General features: G+C 38.0%; 14 protein-coding genes and 3 pseudogenes. 10 read left to right on the top strand and 7 right to left on the bottom strand.

The annotated features are described in order from the left end of the window. Window positions 1–101 precede the first annotated feature (101 nt). Entirely contained in the window at window positions 102–1457 is a 1356-nt protein-coding gene (mgtE, locus tag CS842_RS05250; protein WP_103328040.1) for a magnesium transporter, read from the top strand. Between the two features lie 533 nt (window positions 1458–1990). On the opposite strand, the gene CS842_RS05245 is transcribed toward mgtE, so the two are convergent. From CS842_RS05245 to rfbC, 3 genes are all read right to left on the bottom strand, one after another. Further along, the gene (locus CS842_RS05245) at window positions 1991–2473 is read right to left on the bottom strand and encodes a hypothetical protein (RefSeq protein ID WP_103327797.1); all 483 of its coding nucleotides are present in this window, start codon (window positions 2471–2473) and stop codon (window positions 1991–1993) included. A gap of 372 nt (window positions 2474–2845) precedes the next feature. Next, window positions 2846–3724: a dTDP-4-dehydrorhamnose reductase gene (rfbD, locus tag CS842_RS05240; protein ID WP_103327796.1), complete on the bottom strand. Its 879-nt coding sequence runs from the start codon at window positions 3722–3724 to the stop codon at window positions 2846–2848. After that, complete coding sequence (gene rfbC, locus CS842_RS05235; RefSeq protein ID WP_103327795.1) at window positions 3721–4275, bottom strand: dTDP-4-dehydrorhamnose 3,5-epimerase; 555 nt, start codon at window positions 4273–4275, stop codon at window positions 3721–3723. Before rfbC ends, rfbD begins: the two co-directional genes overlap by 4 nt. A gap of 114 nt (window positions 4276–4389) precedes the next feature. On the opposite strand from rfbC, the gene CS842_RS05230 reads away from it, so the two are divergent. Then, a complete protein-coding gene (locus tag CS842_RS05230; RefSeq protein ID WP_103327794.1) occupies window positions 4390–5193 on the top strand; it encodes an alpha/beta fold hydrolase in 804 nt (267 codons plus the stop codon). Here the strand turns inward: CS842_RS05230 and CS842_RS05225 are convergent. Continuing rightward, a complete protein-coding gene (locus tag CS842_RS05225; RefSeq protein ID WP_103327793.1) occupies window positions 5150–6292 on the bottom strand; it encodes a DNA polymerase III subunit in 1143 nt (380 codons plus the stop codon). The two genes, CS842_RS05230 and CS842_RS05225, sit on opposite strands and share 44 nt — an antisense overlap. A 185-nt stretch (window positions 6293–6477) precedes the next feature. Between CS842_RS05225 and CS842_RS05220 the strand changes: the two are divergent. From CS842_RS05220 to CS842_RS05210, 3 genes and pseudogenes are all read left to right on the top strand, one after another. Continuing rightward, window positions 6478–7679, top strand: a pseudogene (locus CS842_RS05220) (peptidase U32 family protein). Window positions 7680–7706: 27 nt separating this feature from the next. After that, window positions 7707–7903 (top strand): annotated as a pseudogene (locus CS842_RS05215) (4Fe-4S ferredoxin). Window positions 7904–8162: 259 nt separating this feature from the next. Then, window positions 8163–8378: a 5-formyltetrahydrofolate cyclo-ligase gene (locus tag CS842_RS05210; protein WP_103327792.1), complete on the top strand. Its 216-nt coding sequence runs from the start codon at window positions 8163–8165 to the stop codon at window positions 8376–8378. Between the two features lie 103 nt (window positions 8379–8481). Here the strand turns inward: CS842_RS05210 and rseP are convergent, their stop codons facing one another. Then, entirely contained in the window at window positions 8482–9813 is a 1332-nt protein-coding gene (gene rseP, locus CS842_RS05205; RefSeq protein ID WP_103327791.1) for an RIP metalloprotease RseP, read from the bottom strand. Window positions 9814–9958: 145 nt separating this feature from the next. On the opposite strand from rseP, the gene CS842_RS05200 reads away from it, so the two are divergent. Together CS842_RS05200 and feoB are read left to right on the top strand one after the other, a co-directional pair. Next, a complete protein-coding gene (locus CS842_RS05200; RefSeq protein WP_103327790.1) occupies window positions 9959–10249 on the top strand; it encodes a FeoA family protein in 291 nt (96 codons plus the stop codon). Further along, window positions 10212–12263: a ferrous iron transport protein B gene (gene feoB, locus CS842_RS05195; RefSeq protein WP_103327789.1), complete on the top strand. Its 2052-nt coding sequence runs from the start codon at window positions 10212–10214 to the stop codon at window positions 12261–12263. Before CS842_RS05200 ends, feoB begins: the two co-directional genes overlap by 38 nt. Before the next feature lie 166 nt (window positions 12264–12429). Here the strand turns inward: feoB and CS842_RS05185 are convergent, their stop codons facing one another. Next, on the bottom strand, window positions 12430–13926 hold the full coding sequence (locus CS842_RS05185; RefSeq protein ID WP_103327787.1) for a GH3 family acyl-acid amido synthetase: 1497 nt from the start codon (window positions 13924–13926) through the stop codon (window positions 12430–12432). Next, window positions 13923–14975, bottom strand: coding sequence for a D-alanine--D-alanine ligase (locus CS842_RS05180; RefSeq protein ID WP_410468498.1), 1053 nt, complete (start codon window positions 14973–14975; stop codon window positions 13923–13925). The genes CS842_RS05185 and CS842_RS05180 overlap by 4 nt, the downstream gene beginning before the upstream one ends. Before the next feature lie 72 nt (window positions 14976–15047). Between CS842_RS05180 and CS842_RS05175 the strand changes: the two genes are divergently transcribed. The 3 genes and pseudogenes from CS842_RS05175 (at window position 15048) to CS842_RS08010 (ending at window position 17592) form a co-directional block, all read left to right on the top strand. Then, window positions 15048–15932 (top strand): PASTA domain-containing protein, encoded by an 885-nt coding sequence (locus CS842_RS05175; RefSeq protein ID WP_195909900.1) that lies wholly within the window; start codon window positions 15048–15050, stop codon window positions 15930–15932. A gap of 11 nt (window positions 15933–15943) precedes the next feature. After that, window positions 15944–16984, top strand: a complete 1041-nt coding sequence (locus tag CS842_RS05170) for an RluA family pseudouridine synthase (RefSeq protein ID WP_103327785.1) — start codon at window positions 15944–15946, stop codon at window positions 16982–16984. A gap of 272 nt (window positions 16985–17256) precedes the next feature. Further along, window positions 17257–17592 (top strand): annotated as a pseudogene (locus tag CS842_RS08010) (glutamine amidotransferase-related protein). Window positions 17593–17645 lie beyond the last annotated feature (53 nt).

Below are 17645 nucleotides of genomic sequence, written 5' to 3'. Positions count from 1 at the left end.
TTTAATTATGCAGTTCTAGTGTTAAGCTCTTGAACTTATGAGTTGTCAACCCATTTAAATACTTGTTTATTGTGAACCAAGAAACAGATTCGCTTAAAAGCATGATAGAGAATGCCATAGGGAAAGATGATATGCAAAGCATCGCTGAGCGACTTAATAACCAAAACATTAGCGATGTAGCTGAGGTATTTCAGACTTACCCTCAATACGCTGCAGAGATCATTAAACTTTTGGAAATTCATCAGGCTGCAAGCACGTTTAAATTATTGGATGTTCCTTTACAAAGAGATATAATAAAGGAATTGCCTTATGTAAGGATTGCTCAGCTGCTGAATGAACTTCCTGTTAATGACCGCGTTGCTTTTTTAGAGGAGTTACCTAAATCTCTTGTTAAGGAGATGATCAAATATCTCAATCCTGAAGAAAAACTACAAACAATTCGTTCATTGGGTTACCCTGAAGACAGTGTGGGCCGTTTAATGATTCCAGATTATATCGATATACGTGATAGTTGGACAGTTCAAGAAGTGCTTGATCATATACGCCGTGAAGGGAAAAATAGTGAGATGATCGAGGTAATCTATATTGTCAATGAACGAAGACAGTTAATAGATGATATCCGAATACGCGAATTTCTATTAGTAGACCCTTCTACCAAAGTAATCGAGCTGATGGATGGGCGTTATGTCAGCTTAAGCGTTATTGATACAGAGGAGGAAGCTATTAAGATATTTAACAGAAACAACCGTGTTGCTTTGCCCGTTGTAGATGATCAGAATTTTTTGCTTGGTATCGTCGCCATTGATGATATTCTTTGGGTAGCAAATGAAAACTATAGCGAGGATATTCAGAAAATGGGAGGTATGGAAGTATTAGATCAACCTTACCTTGATGTGCCTTTTTTGAAACTCGTAAAAAAACGTGCGGGCTGGCTAATTTTATTATTTTTAGGTGAGATGCTTACTACTACTGCTATGCAATATTTTTCTGCTGCTTTGGAAAAAGTTTTGATACTGGCAATGTTTATTCCTTTAGTTGTTTCTAGTGGGGGTAATAGCGGCTCTCAAGCGGCTAGTCTCATCATTCAGGCGATGGCCTTAAGAGAAGTTCGTTTGAAAGATTGGTGGCGGGTAATGCGAAGAGAGTTTTCTTGTGGGTTGGCTTTGGGATTTGTGTTGGGCGCAGTAGGCTTTATGCGTATCATTCTCTGGCAGAAAACAGGTTTCTACGATTACGGGAGTCATTGGCTTTTAGTGGCTTTTACAGTGGCTTTTTCATTGGTAGGCATTGTGCTTTGGGGAACTTTTAGCGGATCGATGCTTCCTATTGTGATCAAGCGTCTGGGAGGAGATCCTGCTAGTTCATCGGTCCCTTTTGTAGCAACATTAGTAGATGTAGCAGGTATTGTTATTTATTTTTCTTCAGCATATATTTTTTTAAAAGGGGCTCTTTTATAAATTTTTTTTTAGTATTAAGCTAACATCGCTATGAAGATCGGGTAATTTATTATCCTAATTAATAAGTTTTTATCTAAAAAAGTAAAGCCATTTTTCTACAGAAAATGGTATAGTAATCCCTTATCGAATGTGGTCGATAAGATAACTTGAGCGAATTTTTTTATTTCGTGCAAGAATAAGTGAGATCTTTTTTGAACAACCCTAAAAGATGAATAATATAGACAGTTTTAATTTATTTATGTCTGTTTGAATTGTTTAACCTCATCAATTTAAAGGCTATTTTTTGCTTTCTCGTGTATAGAAAATAGTGTATTGCTGAGAAAAATTTGGTTATAAAGAAGTAAAAATAAATAATGCTTTTAGGGTAATGTATATTATGTCACCACTTATACAAATTATTTTACTAATAATAAAATTACTAGGAATAATTTGAAAAAAATTTTAACGCTTTTCTCTTTCTCTTTGTAAGACGCGTATATGAGTTTAATTCAAAATTTTTAGTCGTTCAAGCCTTCTAATAAAACCAAGCGTTTCTAGAGCTCCGGAGAAAACTTGTAAGTGATTGTGAATCTAAGATTTTTATCGCTCTGTTCGGTAAAATCTTCACATTCTCCTTCCCATTTTAAAATTATATTGTCTTCTAGATCTCTCTTGAGAAACAGGCGATTGTTATTAGTTTCGAAATCTCCGTTCCCTGCACTTAATACACTATAATATAAAGTTTCCACTTCATCTTCTTCATCAATAATTTCTTCAGTTCCTCTGGGGATTTCTATGGTTTTTCCAATGAGATCTTCAATGGCTTTTTCCTTTATCGGAAAATCCTCTACGAAAAATCTCACCTGATAAAAATTGCATTGCAGAGCATCATCAGGTAAGTCGTCATCAATTTCATCGGTAGAGACAATATCAAGCATTAACACATATTTTTTTTCCAGTAAGATCACTTTCAGTATGCCCCTTTTGATGTTATAAGTTAACACCTCTTCGGGATGAAAGATTTGAATTCGATTCATAATGAAGTATACAAAAAATCATATATACTTACAAATGTAGAACATAATGTCTATTCAACGCTTTACCTGTGTTGATTTATTCAAAATAGCTATAGTTTTTTTTGAAAAGGAAATCTCGATAAGAAAAGAATTCTAGCCAGACCTTACAAGCCTTTGCGTTTTAACGATTCTAATGGGGCGGAGTAGTTGCTTTTTCAATCGGTTTATCCTTAGCCATCATATATAAAAATATGAAAAAACATAAAGAGCTTTAGTTCTAATTGAGTAGGTTGAAAACGCATCAAAATATAAACTAACGTATGAAGGGAGATTACCAGTATCTACTGGCAAAAAAAATTCAAGAGCAGTTACGAAAACATTATCTTAGTTTCATTAAAAAATTTCTGAAAAGTTTAATGATTCTACAAAATGCCTCAGACTTTTATTCCAATAAGGTATATTATACTTGAAAGTTTCGCGTACTTTCGTTGTGTCAAGAGCGCTATAAGGGGGTCTCAGAGCCCCGGTATGGTAGACATCCCTTAAAATCGGCTTCAGAAAAGTAGTTGTCTGACTTGTTATTGAAAGAAGAGCTTCTGCCAGTTCATAGCGGCTGCAAACCCCTTGATTGCTGAAATGGTAAATTCCATAAGAAGAGTGCTGATTTTCCACCAAAAATAATAGGAACTCTGCCAGATCATCTGCAAAGGTAGGCGAACCATACTGATCTTTTACAACTTTTAAGGATTTTTTAGTCTTAGCATGCTCGTAAACTGTTTTAATAAAATTGCTTCCAAATTTTGAGAACAGCCAGGAAGTTCGTACGATAAAATAACATTTGATTTGTTCTATAATAGCCAATTCTCCAGCTCGTTTAGAATCCCCGTAAACGTTGATCGCTCTTGTGATATCTGACTCTTTATACGGTTGTTGGGCTTGTCCATCAAAAACATAGTCGGTAGAAATATGGATGAGCAAACTTCCATGAAGATTGCACAAAGAAGCTAAAATTCTTGAGCCAAGTGTATTGATGACGTAAGCCAACTCGGTATTACTTTCGGCCTGGTCTACGTTAGTACAAGCTGCACAATTAATGCAGATGTCTATTTTTTGAGAGCTGAAAAAGTCTTTTAGCATTTTTTCATCATTGATGGAGAGTTCTTTTCTGCTCATAAACAGAAATTCCTTGTCTGTATAATTTTTAGCGTGTACCTTGTCCTGAAGGTTACGTGCGAGTTGTCCGGATGCGCCGGTGACAAGAATCTTTATCACAAAGAAACGGGTGTAAAATCTTTAAAAGCTTTTTTTTGTCGGTCCTTTTCAGAGAGGATGATTTTCTTTATCGGATACTCCCAGTTGATGGCCAATTGTGGGTCATCATAGCAAATACCGTCTTCACTCTCGCAATGGTAGTGCGCATCGCATTGATACAATACTTCCGCTTGATCGCTTAAAGTAATAAATCCATGGGCAAAACCTTTAGCCAGGAATAGCTGCTTTTGATTTTTATAAGAGAGCCGTTCTATTATATATTTTCCATAAGTGCAAGAGTGCAAACGAACATCTAACGCCACATCCAATATTTCTCCGCTGAGCACGCTAATAAGCTTAGACTGCGTATGTGGAGGTCTTTGTAAATGTAAGCCCCGAAGCGCTCCTTTCAAAGAAAATACGCGATTTGTTTGTACAAAAACAATTTTTTGATCGCTGATTCTTTCAAATTTTTCCTGATGGAAGCTTTCCTGGAAATGCCCCCGAGAGTCTTCTATTATTTTGCTTTTGAGGATCCAGAAGCCCTCTAAAGGGTTAGAAAGGATTTCCATACACAATGGTACTGTTTTTCACACGCTTACAAAGATAAGCAACTCCCTTTGATAAGACCAGCTCCGCTTAAATAAAAATCTATATATTGGTTTTGTAAATTTTAAGGTATTTTTATGAAAAAACCTTCTTTGCTCCATTATAAGTCCTTCGGTGAAGGATCTTTTCCAATAGTACTTCTTCATGGCTTTATGGAGAGCTTTGAGATCTGGCGTGATCTTATTGAGAGTCTTTCTCTCTCTAAAAAGATTATCGCTATAGACTTACCTGGGCATGGAAAAACTCCTGTTTTCGGAACTACCCATAGCATGGAGCAAATGGCCGAAGGGGTTCGGCAAGTATTGGAAAATGAGCAGATAGAGAAAGCTCTTTTTATAGGGCATTCCATGGGTGGATATGTAGGTTTGGCCTTGGCTGAGACAAACCAGGATCTTTTTCTGGGACTTTGTCTGCTTCATTCCTCTGCTGCTGTAGATTCTCCGGAGAAAAAGATCAATAGACTTCGCTCGATACAATTTGCCCAGGAGCACCCTGTGCTTTTTATTAATTCCATTATTGAAGGTCTTTTTCATGCCGATCATCTGAAGGAGTTGAAGGATATTATCGAATTCACCAAAAAAATCGCTCTGACCAATCCTGTCGCTGGAATTCTGGCTGCTTTAAGAGGAATGTACGAGCGTAAGGATCGTTGTTTTGTGCTTAACGAGACTTCCTTCCCAAAATGCATGATTATAGGCGCCTATGATAATTTTCTCGATCATAAAAATCTTTATGAGCAGGTTAAAAAAGGGAAAAATATTTATGCTGTGGAAATTCCAACAGGCCATATGGGGCATCTCGAAGCGCCTGATAAGGTATTGAAAGTATTGAAAAAATTCATCTCGGAGGCGATCCATTTTTCTGGTGCAGATATCCTATAATATGGATCGATAGATCCAGAAAAACTATCTTGGCATAGGCATTGCGCTCAATATCCTTGCTTGCCCGATGGATATCTCTAAAGATATCTTGTATATTTTCGCCCTGTACATGCTTTGAAAAGGCTTTCCAGTTGAATTTTTCCGAATTAAGCGGGTTAAAATTTATCGGCTCCATTTCATAATTTGAAAGCAAAGCTTGCCGGAAGATATAGAGAGCATAATCCAAAAATTGTTTTTGATGCTCTCTGCCCCAATGATGTACTGCCTCAGACCATTCGATAAGAGCTTTCAAAGCCATAGGCTTTTTTCTGGCCATAAAAGCATTTCGCATCCATTGGATAAAAAAAACTTCGAATTCGCTTTCTTCCGTTTGCTTTAGTAAATCTAAGGCCTTCCCCCATTGGCCTTCGGAGCGTTTCGAAATGAGCAAGGCTTGTTTTTCGGAAAGCCCGTGCCTTTGCTGCAAAAGAGTTTGCATTTGACTTAAAAACAATGGCTTGAGTCGAATGATCTGCATTCGTGATCCTAAAGTAGGCAATAGACTTTCTTCTTGTTCTCCAACGAGTAAAAAAACGGTTTTTTCTGGGGGTTCTTCTAAAATTTTTAAGAGTTTATTAGCTGCCGCTAGATGAAGACGCTCAGGCATCCACATGATCAGTACTTTATAGCCGCCTTCATAGCTTTTTATTTGTAAGCTCTTGATAATATGCTGCGCTTCTTCTACTCCTATTTGTACTTGTTTGTTCTCAATTTCTATATACTCTAGCCAGTTAAAAAGATTCCCGTAAGGATATTGATGCAGAAATTCTCGCCATTGAGATAGGAAATCTATGCTCGTAGTTGCACGCTTTATTTTTTCAGTAGGAGCGCTAGGAAAGCTAAAATGCAGATCCGGATGCTGTAATTTATCGATTTTTAAATCCGCGCTTAGATCCTTTTTATCGCTTAAAAGCATTCGTGCATAGGCTATGGCTAAAGGCAAACCTCCATATCCAGAAGGTCCTGCAAAAAATAAGGCATGTGCAATGCGATTGCTTTGGTACATCTGATGTAAAAGTACTTTGGTATCTTCCGGAGCAATAATGTCTTTAAAATACATTTATATTGTAATAACAGGTCTTAATCAAAACCCTCCACGGCCAAATTTAAATATTCTCAGTTCATCGCACTTTTTTCAGCATGTTCTTTCAATGGGAAAATAAGTAACTTTATTTAAGTTTTCTCTGGATCATCATGTGTAAAGGTAAAATAGAATTTATGACTCCAGCCGGCAATTAGGACTCTTTGTAAGCGGCTTTGGACCATAGTGCCGATTCAGTTGTACTCTGGCGTAGAGTAAACATACGCGCACGTATCTACGCTTAATTTTACCTTGAAGGATCTTCCGGAGATTGTAAATCGCTCTCGACAAAAGGATGTTTAAACTTATTTTACGATGAATATCTATTTATTTATGATCACGATCTTTCCGCCATTAAAACCTTAGCCAATAAAGCGAAACAGGTCGGTGTGGATGCCTTGATCGCTATGGATTAGACGGTGATTTACTATGTACGTCAAATTGGAATGGAGGTACACATCTCTACTCATTACTCATTTAAATGTAACGAATATAGAAACGGTAAAATTCTACTCTCTTTTTGCCGAAACCATGGTCTTAAGCCGCGAGCTGAGTTTGAGTCAGGTTGAAAAAATCACTTGTCAAATTAAAAAAGAAAGTATCAAAGATCCCTCAGGGCGGTTAGTTGAAATTGAGATATTCGGTCACGGTGCTTTGATATATGACCGTCTCAGGTAAGTATTATCTCAGTCTTCATTCGTACAATTCATCAACCAACAGGGGGGCATGCAGGAAGCATTTCGTAAGAAATATACCGTTATCGATCAGGAAAGCGGATTTGAAATAGAACTCGATAATGAGTATATGATATCGTCTAAGGATTTCTGCACGTAGGTTTTCTCGATTCAAATCATTTCCGAAGGTGTTAAAGTACTCAAAATAGAGGTATTGCGGTTCTGCGCCGGAATATGTAGCGACAACTACCATTTGCTATCGTGAGGCTATTGACGCTATTGCACAGAGAACTTTTGATCAGAAAAAAAATAGCTCTTTGGATAGAGAAACTTAACAAGGTATACAATCGAGGTTTTTGGAAAGGTTATTTTCTTGGTCAGAAGTCCTGGGAATGGACTTTGGTAAGGGACTCTCTGTAGAAACAAAAGAAAGTGTACTCTTAGCAAGAGTCGTTATTATCCTCAGGGAGCCATCGTGGAATTCTTAATCGAGTATTACGATCTAGATAGGTAGTCGATAAGATTTTGATTACCGTGTGCCAGTACAGGCGCTAAAGAGGCAAGTAGATTCTTTGATGGTAGAGAATGAGCATAGGCAATCGGCCATTAAAGGCTAGATTTGTACGATGTCTTTAAATTTTAGAATAAGACCCTCGGATAAGCTTTATAAATTGGTACAAAACGAATGTTGATCCGTCACCTTATAAAGGAATAAATATATCGTTTATAATTATTATGCTGATTTAGAGTAGGTTCATTTTTGCATTTCCAAAAAAGATGGCAAATCAGTTTTATTACATTCGTCAGAAAAAAAAAGGTTTTTTCACCCTTAAAACTTCCGATGATCAAGAGTATAAAAATAGTTTGATGACCTCCAACTTGTCCGGTGAAGATCATCAGTGTAAAGAAAACTTAAACTAAAATGTATGATGATAAAAATTCTTTCGCAAAAAATGCCTTACGCAAAGAAAAGAGCTTTCCTTACAAGATTTGTCTTAGTCTTTGTTGTGTATTACAGAGCGATTAAAGGAATTGCCCTTATGTGAAAAAGACTTATACCATCTTTTTTTACCGATTCTTCGTCAGAACGAAATCAATACTTATTCTATTCTGGAGTATTTAGGAGAGTGGTCTAAAAAACCTCTCAGTCCAAAACTGATTTTTCTACCGGTACAATGAATTTTGTTCTATGGAATCCCAGAATGGATCTTTACGAGAGCGCTTATAGAATTTTTGAGCCCGTGGAAGGAATACCAGTGGATCCTTCTTTGTCGATTCAGGTAGCTTTCGTGCTTCTTTTGGCTTTTGATGCCAGGGGATATCGATTAGGATATGGGAAAGGCTTTTATGATCGTTTTTCGCCTCCTGCTCCCAGAATATTTATAAAATAGGGCTTAGTTTGTTCGGACCCTTGGCAAGGCACTTAGCTTTGCATTCAGGAGACATTCCTTTGGATGGTGTAGTTACTCCTGATAAAATCTATTTTCTAAGTTTTTAGCTAAAGAACGTTTTAAACGTATCCCAGCTCAATATGATAATCATCAAGATGGCAAGAAAGATGAAACCTGCGGTAATGGCCCGTTCCATGAACTTTTCCCCCGGCTTTTTTCCTGTAATCATCTCTGTCAATGTAAAAAGTACATAGCCTCCGTCAAGGGCGGGTATAGGTAAAAGATTTAAAAAAGCCAGCCAAATAGATAAAGTAGCGGTAATCGTCCAGAAGAGCTTCCAATTCCAATAGGGTGAAAAGGCTTTGGTTATGGAGAAAAAGCTTCCTACTTGCTTATAAGCGTTGGTCTTAGGATTGAAGATTTGCTTAAAAAGGCTTAGCTGAGTATTCAGGCTCTCCCAGGCTTCTTTTGCTCCGGCGGGAATACTTCTCAATAGAGAATATTTTTTATTCTTTAGCTGGAAAATCTCAGGCATTTTTGTGATATCTCTAAATCGCATACCAATATGACCATTTTCATCTACTTCTACCTTTTTTTGATAGAGATCTCCATCGCGATTAATAGAGAGCATTACATTACCATTTTTATGCTCAGGTATCGTCTCGAAAATCTGATCAGTGAAAAGCGTAGGTTGAGAGTCTATACCTATTATTTTGTCTCCTTTTTTTAGACCTGCTTTTTCAGCGCCTGATTGCTTAATTACTTCCTCTACTATGGCTGGTGCCCTCGCAGATAGAAAAAAACCCGGGGTTTTTTGATCAAAGAGCGATTTTTTTTGCTCAGGTCTTAAAGAAATTTCAAGGTTTTTTTCATTGCGCTCTAAATTAATGGATTGACCCAGCACAATGGCCTTAGGCAATTCTTCAAAACGCTCGATTTCTTTGCCATCTACAGAGCGTATGATATCTCCATTTTCAAGACCTAATGCACTTCCTATAGCATTGACAGCTATGCCGTATTTCATGTTTTTCACTGGAAGATACGTCTCACCGTATTGAAACAGAAGCCATGAGAAGATGACAATGGCTAAAAGGGCATTCACCACCACTCCTCCGAGCATAATGATTAAACGCTGCCAGGCGGGTTTAGAGCGAAATTTCCAGGGTTGAGGCGGCCGTTTTATCTGCTTTGTATCCAAACTTTCATCAATCATCCCCGAAATCTTAACATAACCACCTAGTGGTAGCCATCCAATACCGTAAACAGTAGAACCTATTCTTTTCTTAAAGAGCGCGAACCAAGGATCAAAGAATAGAAAAAAGCGCTCTACACGGGTTTTAAAAAGTTTAGCGGGTATAAAATGCCCAAGCTCATGTAAGATAATAAGTATGGAAAGGCTCAGGATTAACTGAACCACTTTAATCAAAATTTCCATATATTTTTATTCATAGCAAATGATTTGCAAATGTAGGTGTTTTATTTTCTCTTTAAAAAAAGCAAAGTTCAGGTTGTTTAGGTAAACAAATTTTAATTTAGATTTGATTCAAATAATATTACATTTACTCCAAATCCTATTTTTCATGGAACAGCATGATTTTCCAGCTATTCTTTCTGAATTAAAAAAAGGACAGAAGGCCATTATCAGCGGATTTTCTAATGCTGAAATGCCGGCAAGATTTTTTGAGATGGGTATATTGCCCGGTGTAGAACTTGAAATGCTTTTTAAGGCTGCTTTTTGTGATCCTTTATGTATTAGTTATGGTAAAGCAAGATGCTGTTTAGCTCTTCGTAAAGCCGAAGCTCAGAGAGTTTTAATAGTGCCTGTACCAAAAAATGAATGTGATAAAAGTTGCCCTTATAGGGAATCCTAATGTGGGCAAAACCACTCTCTTTAATAAACTCACCGGTCTCCATCAGAAAATAGGTAACTATCCTGGGGTTACTGTTGATAAAAAAGTGGGTTTTTTCAATCATGAGGCCCAGTATCAACTCACAGATCTTCCCGGTACTTATAGCTTGTATCCATCTTCGCAGGATGAGGAGGTTGTATTCAATATCCTCACCGATTCTCAACATCCTGATCATCCAGATAAGGTTATCGTTATTTTGGACGCTTCGCAACTGCGACGCGGTTTATTGTTGTTTCACCAAGTGCAAGATCTTGGATTCCCTGTTTTACTTGTGCTGAATATGATGGATGAGGCAAAAAAAAAAGGCATTCACATTGAACTTGATCGTTTGATGTTAAAGCTTTCTGTAGAGGTAGTTGCGGCAAATGTTCGAAAGGGGATTGGACTTTCTCAAATTAAAGAAAAACTTATTCACATCAACACTTCCTTAGCAAGGCGTTCCTTTAATCCAGATCATTCCTATGGGAAAGCTCTTGATGATTTTAGGGTTTTATATGGAATAAAAAACCATTATCTGGCCTGGGCACACTTGGTGAATAAACAGAGTCCTCTGATGCAGAACGACGCACAATTAAGAGGGTTCCTTCGAAAGCATTTCTTAATTCCAAAGCGCTTGCAAACAAAAGAAATATTGATGCGCTATGCCTGTATTGAAAAAGATCTTTCAGATATATTGCATGAGCAAGGAGGGTATTCTTCTCGCTCAGAGCGCATCGATCGCTGGGTGACTCACCCCTTCTGGGGGTATCTGATCTTTTTTTCGATCTTATTTTTCATTTTTCAAGGGGTATATACCTGGGCTGAAATTCCTAAAAGCTTTATTGAGGATAGCTTTTCTATTTTTCAAGAGTGGATGCATCACCATTTTCCCGAGGGTCCCATAAATATTTTTTTATCACAAGGCCTTATTCCAGGTCTAAGCGCTATTGTACTTTTTATTCCGCAAATCGTCATATTGTTTTTTTTTCTTTTGCTTATGGAAGAAAGCGGTTACATCGGCAGGGTGGTTTTTTTGATGGATCGCTGGATGCGTCCTTTTGGGCTCAATGGGAAGAGCGTTATGCCTCTTATCTCAGGTGTTGCTTGCGCTATACCGGCTGTTATGTCGGCTCGCAATATCGAGAATCCACGTGATCGTTTGATCACTATCTTGGTGACTCCTTTAATGACTTGTTCTGCGCGTTTGCCTGTATATACCTTGATGATTGCATTGGTCATCCCTGATAAATACTGGATGGGTTTTCAACTCAAAGGACTAGTGCTGATGATCATGTATTTCCTGGGGGTCTTAGCGGCTCTTTGCACAGCTATGGTTTTTAACAAGCTGCTTAGGCGTCCTTATAAAAGTTATTTGATCATGGAAATGCCCTCTTATAAATGGCCGATATTTAAGCATATTCTTCTTAGCCTATGGATACGTCTTCATTCCTTTTTGTGGCATTCGGGTAAAATAATAATGGCTGTGAGTATTATTTTATGGGTATTGAGTTCTTTTGGACCTGATGAGGTTTTTTTTTATCATCGCCAAGAAACCGTTACAGATTCACATCCCATAAAAGATTTCTCTGATCCCCTGGAGCGATCTTATTTGGGAATTATTGGAAAAGGAATCGAACCTGTTCTTAAACCTTTGGGTTATGATTGGAAGATAGGCATAGGTTTGCTCTCTTCCCTGGCAGCGAGAGAAGTTTTTGTCAGCACTATGGCTTCGGTATATAGCATAGGAAGTACCTCGAGCAATTCGCATTTAGAGGAAAAAATGAAAACAGCCACTCGTGCCAATGGCCAACCGGTGTATGACCTGGCTACAGGGGGTTCTTTGATGATTTTTTACGCCTTTGCTATGCAGTGTATGAGTACATTGACTGTGGTCAGGCGCGAAACCAAGTCCTGGAAATGGCCTATAGTGCAATTTTTTTTTATGACTGGGATGGCTTATTTAGGCGCTTTTGCTTTTTACAAAATTTTTAGTTGATATGTGGCAGTATTTGATTTTAGGACTTTTTTTTTTAGCAGCGTTAGGATATCTAGTCTGCCTTTTTGTAAAATCTTTTTTCCAAAAGAGCCCATGTAATAAAGGTTGCGGATGTAACCCTATGAAAAAGCCTTTTAAAAAAAACCATTCCGTCTAACTCATAGCGCTATTTTTTGAGGTAGCTCTTTAGCTCTTCAGCGATTTTTCTATCGTTCGAGAGGCGCGATAATTTAAACTGTCCCCCAAGTTTCCCTATGGATTTCATATAATCTCTTATACCATCTTTACGTACTTTTCTTATAATCAATCGTTGCAAAATATTTCCGCAAATCAGATCATTATAATAAGAGTTCTTTTTGCAAAGGGCCTGGTCAATAGCTAGTGCGAATCCTTTTTCATCTTCCGGAGGATTTTCAAACTCTATGTACCATTCATGATGAGGTAGTCCCTCTAAAGGCTTTACCTGAGGTGCTACGGTAAATTCGGTGATGCGGCAAGGATGTTTTTTTTGTCCATACCTGAGGGCTTCTTCTACGTCGTGAGCAATGACGTGTTCCCCAAAGGCGGAAGTAAAATTTTTCACACGACCGGTAATGATGATGCGCGGAGGGTCTTTGGAAACGAAGCGTACCAAATCTCCTAAATTATAACCCCAAAGTCCTGAATTGGTATTAAGAATTAACACATAATCTATACCTAATTCCACTTCTCCTATAGAAAGCCGCCTGGGTCGTTTACTTTTGAGCTCTTCTTGTGGTACGAATTCGTAAAAAATACCCTGATCGAGCAATAAGAGTAAGCCCTTTTCTTTTTGCCTATCCTGATAGGCAATAAACCCTTCTGAGGCTGGATAGGTCTGTAAAATATCAACAGACCTTCCGATAAGGTTTTGAATACTCTTTCTATAAGGTTCATAATTGACACCTCCGGTGACCATAAGTGAAAAATTTGGGAAGAGCTCGCCTATGGGTTTACCACTGCGCTTTTTCAGCCGTTCAAAATACATTTGTACCCAAGGAGGTATGCCGCTGACGAGCCTCATATCTTCCTTCGAGGTTTCTTTTACTATGGCTTCTATCTTTTCTTCCCAATCCTCTATGCAGTTTGTTTCCCAGCCAGGTAGGCGATGCTGATAGAGGTACTTAGGGATATGATGTGCTACGATACCTGATAAACGACCATATTTAATGCCCGCTTTTTCAGAGAGTTTTGGATTGCCTTGCAGGAAAATCATCTTTCCTCCCAAAAAATTATGACGTCCTGTCTCATGAACATACTGAAGCAATGCATTTCTGGCGGCGCTAAGCTGAGCATTCAAACCCTGTCGTGTTAAAGGGATATATTTAGTACCTGAGGTAGTTCCGGATGTTTTTGCCAGATAATGAGGTTTTCCAGGCCACAACACATCAGCTTGGCCTTCTAAAATACAATCGATATAAGGTCTGAATCCTTCATAATCTCTTATAGGAGTAGCCTCTGTAAAGTTCTGATGGCCGTGAATATCATTAAAATGATGATCTTTTGCAAATTGTGTATTCTTAGCCATTTGAATTAACCTGAAAAAAACTTTTTTCTGTATGATTACCGGATCTGTTTGCCAGTGCTTCATTTTTTGCTGAAGCAAACCGGCTAAGGTCTTGGCGGCAAAAGTTTTAATACTCATAGGGTAGAGTATTTTCTTTCGACAGCTTCATTCAGAAGCTCTCGAAAAAGCTCGCTAAGGGAAATGCCACCGGCTTTTACTTGCTGTGGCATCATACTAGCGGGCGCCAATCCGGGGGTAGTGTTGATTTCTAAAAAATAAGGCGTTTCTCCAACGATGATGAATTCAGATCTGGAAAGTCCGCGAAGTTTAAGCAAATAATGAATTCGCTTAGCCATCTCTTGTATTTTTAAAGTCATTTTTTTAGACAAACGCGCTGGGGTGATCTCTTTTGACTGCCCGGAATATTTGGCATCGTAGTCAAAAAAATCATTTTCGCTGACCAATTCAGTAATGGGCAAGGCTTTGAGCGATTTACCATAAGGGATAATACCCGCAGTGACTTCTGTACCCTCGAGAAAGCCTTCTATAATAACCTCATCATCTTGTTTAAAAGCTTTTTCAAGGGCTGACTTTAGTTGAGTTTCCTTAGATACCTTAGAGCCGCCTAAACTAGATCCCGAGCAATTCGGTTTGAGAAAACAGGGCAAGCCCACTTTTTTTAGAATCTCTTGAACGTTAAGTACTTGCGAGCGATGTAAAAAATAAGCAAGTGCTGTAGGTATACCTACAGCACTTGCCCATTGTAAGCAATGTTTCTTATTGAAAGTTAAGGCTGAGGCATAAAAATCACAACCCGTACAAGGTAAGCCAATAAGATCGAAATAAGCTTGCAATCGACCATCTTCTCCGGGACTGCCATGAATGGTGTTAAAAACCGCGTCGAATCTGATTGTCTGCTCTTCCAATGGTATGCTGAAATCGTGCCGATTTACAGAATATTCTCGATTCTTGTCATCCACCAATACCCATCGATCTTTAAAGATATGAATTCTATAGGGTTCAAATTCTTTACGCGAGAGATGCTCAAAAACCGTTTGTCCGCTTTGTAGAGAAATGACTGATTCGGCACTATATCCTCCCATTAATACACCGATCTTCTTCATGACTGCTTTTTGTATAAAAGCAAAGATATCTTTTTTGTCTGTCCCTTTGCCAAAGGGCGCCATTTACTATCTTTGTAATTTGTAATACTTATTATCTATCTATAGATGAATTTTCGTGACACTCGTATATACTTTTTGTCAGTAAACCTCTTGTTAGCTATAGGTCTTGTATATGCATTAGCCTGGATGACCTTTAGATGGTTGGCTTCTTATACCCGTCATGATGTTTATATAAAGATTCCGGATCTTTCTTCATTAGACCTCAAGCAAGCGCTTCTACTGCTTGAGAGAGAAGGCTTGGAATATAATGTGGATACCACTCGATATGACCCTGTCTTTGAACCTTATAAAATATTTGTCTATGCTCCTGAGGTAGGTGATCATGTAAAGCCTGGACGGCATATCTTCATTCGGGCAAATGCTGGCGGATTTAAGCCTATACCCTTACCTGAAGTAGTACAAACCAATGAACGTATTGCGCGAACGAGACTCTCTGAAAGTAACATTTTAATAGGGCAGGTAACCTACGTTCCGGATATAGTTAAAGGCATTGTGTTGAAAGTTTTGCATGCAGGCCATGAAATTCAATCGGGCACTATGCTTCCTTATCAGGCTAAGGTGGATTTGCTTATTGGACGAGGTTATACAAAAGATATTCCTGTCCCTGATCTTACTGAAATGGATTTGACCTCTGCCAAGGAGTTATTGCAAGCAAAAAATTTTTTACTGGGAGAGGTGATGTATGATAGTTCTGAAAATACTCAAAATCCTCGTATATACCGTCAAGATCCTGCGCCAGGTCAGATCTATGATGAAGGAAAACCTTTGAATCTTTGGCTAGCGGACGTTCCGCAATCTCAATTCGATAGTCTTGTATTGCGATACAAACCAAAAAAAGAGATTCCAGTTACAGTTTCTCCTTCAGTGTCTAAAGAGGAAAAATCCTCTGCATCTGTGACTAAGGAACCGGTGGATCCCGAACTGGAGGTGCCTTTAGATGAAGGCATTATTTTTGAATAAAGTTCTTTTAAGTGCCTGAAGAAATCCATGATGAATCCTCTGAAGAAGCCTCACATTATGAGCATTTTCGCTTTATAGCGGATAAAGGTCAAGAGCCCCTTAGAATTGATAAATTCTTAGTGAATTTTATAGAGCGTGCTACACGCAATAAAATTCAAAATGCAGCTAGGGTAGGTAATATACTAGCTAATAATCAGCCTGTTAAGCAAAATTATCGAGTAAAGCCCCTGGATGTAGTCAGAGTGATGATGGCCCATCCGCCACGGTCTTTGAAAATTCTATCGGAAAATATTTCTTTGGATATTATATACGAAGATGACGCCTTAGCAGTAGTTAATAAATCGGCAGGGATGGTAGTTCATCCAGGGCATGGTAATTATAATGGTACGCTCTTAAACGCCCTTAAATACCACTTTGCTACTAAAAATAAGGTAAATTTTTTAGATCGTATGGGACTCGTACATCGTATTGACAAGGATACCAGTGGGTTATTAGTTGTGGCAAAAGATGATTATAGTTTACAACATTTAGCTCGACAATTTTTCAGGCGTAGTATCCAACGCCACTACCTTGCCCTTGTTTGGGGAAATCTTGAAACTTCAGGAACTATCAGAGGAAATATAGGCCGGAGCTTACATAATCGTCAGCGCATGGAAGTCTTTCCCGAGGATTCTTATGGTAAATTAGCTATTACTCATTATGAGATAATTAAGAAACTTGGTTATGTTACTTTAATTAGCTGTCGTCTGGAAACGGGGCGTACTCATCAGATACGTGCGCATTTAAAACATATGGGACATCCTTTATTTAACGATACCCGCTATGGAGGGGATAAAATTCTTAAGGGAACGACATTTGCTAAATATCAGCAATTCGTTAAAAATTGTTTTTCCCTCTTACAAGGACAATTTTTGCATGCCCAATCTTTAGGCTTTATTCATCCAATGAGTGGCAAGTTCATGTGCTTCGAAGCGCCTTTGCCGCAAGAAATGGCTGAAGTTCTGAAGAAATGGTATAGCTATTCCACTCATACTCAAAATGAAAAAATGTAGTTGAATTTTCCACGCATCTATATCTAACCATAGGTCAATGAAATCAATGGGTTAAGAAACTTATCCTTTTCATATTATTGTAATTGCATGCGTATCTTTCGGAAAGATCATTATAAATGACATCTATTAATTTCATGACTCTGAGCAATAGCAATTCACTTCTATCGTCTACTTAAGGTTTTGCAAAGACAGAGAGTATGGGTGTTTCTGTAAATACAAGAACTTTACGTTAACTTCAAACACCTGGATATAAAAAAGGTAGCTTTTGAGGAATTTGTCTAGGTCATCAGGCAATAGATGTAGCTTTTAGAGCCAAGCTTGCCAATACCCAACAAGTATATCATGGTATTAATACAAATAATGAATTGGATCCCGAGAAAAAAATTTATTCAAAAATTCCCAATAATATAGACCTTGCAAGATATCATAGTTAGGTAGTAAAAAATATCAACTTACCCAAGAGCTCGATAATTATTTCAAGAGATAATGAAGTAAACATTATGTCTTTACGGCTTAAAACATCTTACCTTGTAGGTTTACAATACCATCCGGAAAGTTTTCTTACTTCTATGGGAAGAAAAATAATCCAAAACCGATTAAATACATAAAAGTATTTTCATAATAAAAAATAAAATTTTATGATTTGTAGTAATAATACTTT

Source organism: Bacteroidetes bacterium endosymbiont of Geopemphigus sp. (assembly GCF_002904345.1).
In the GTDB taxonomy this organism is placed as follows: domain Bacteria; phylum Bacteroidota; class Bacteroidia; order Flavobacteriales; family Blattabacteriaceae; genus GSPS2-BC2016.
This window is presented reverse-complemented; position numbering and strand designations above follow the sequence as displayed.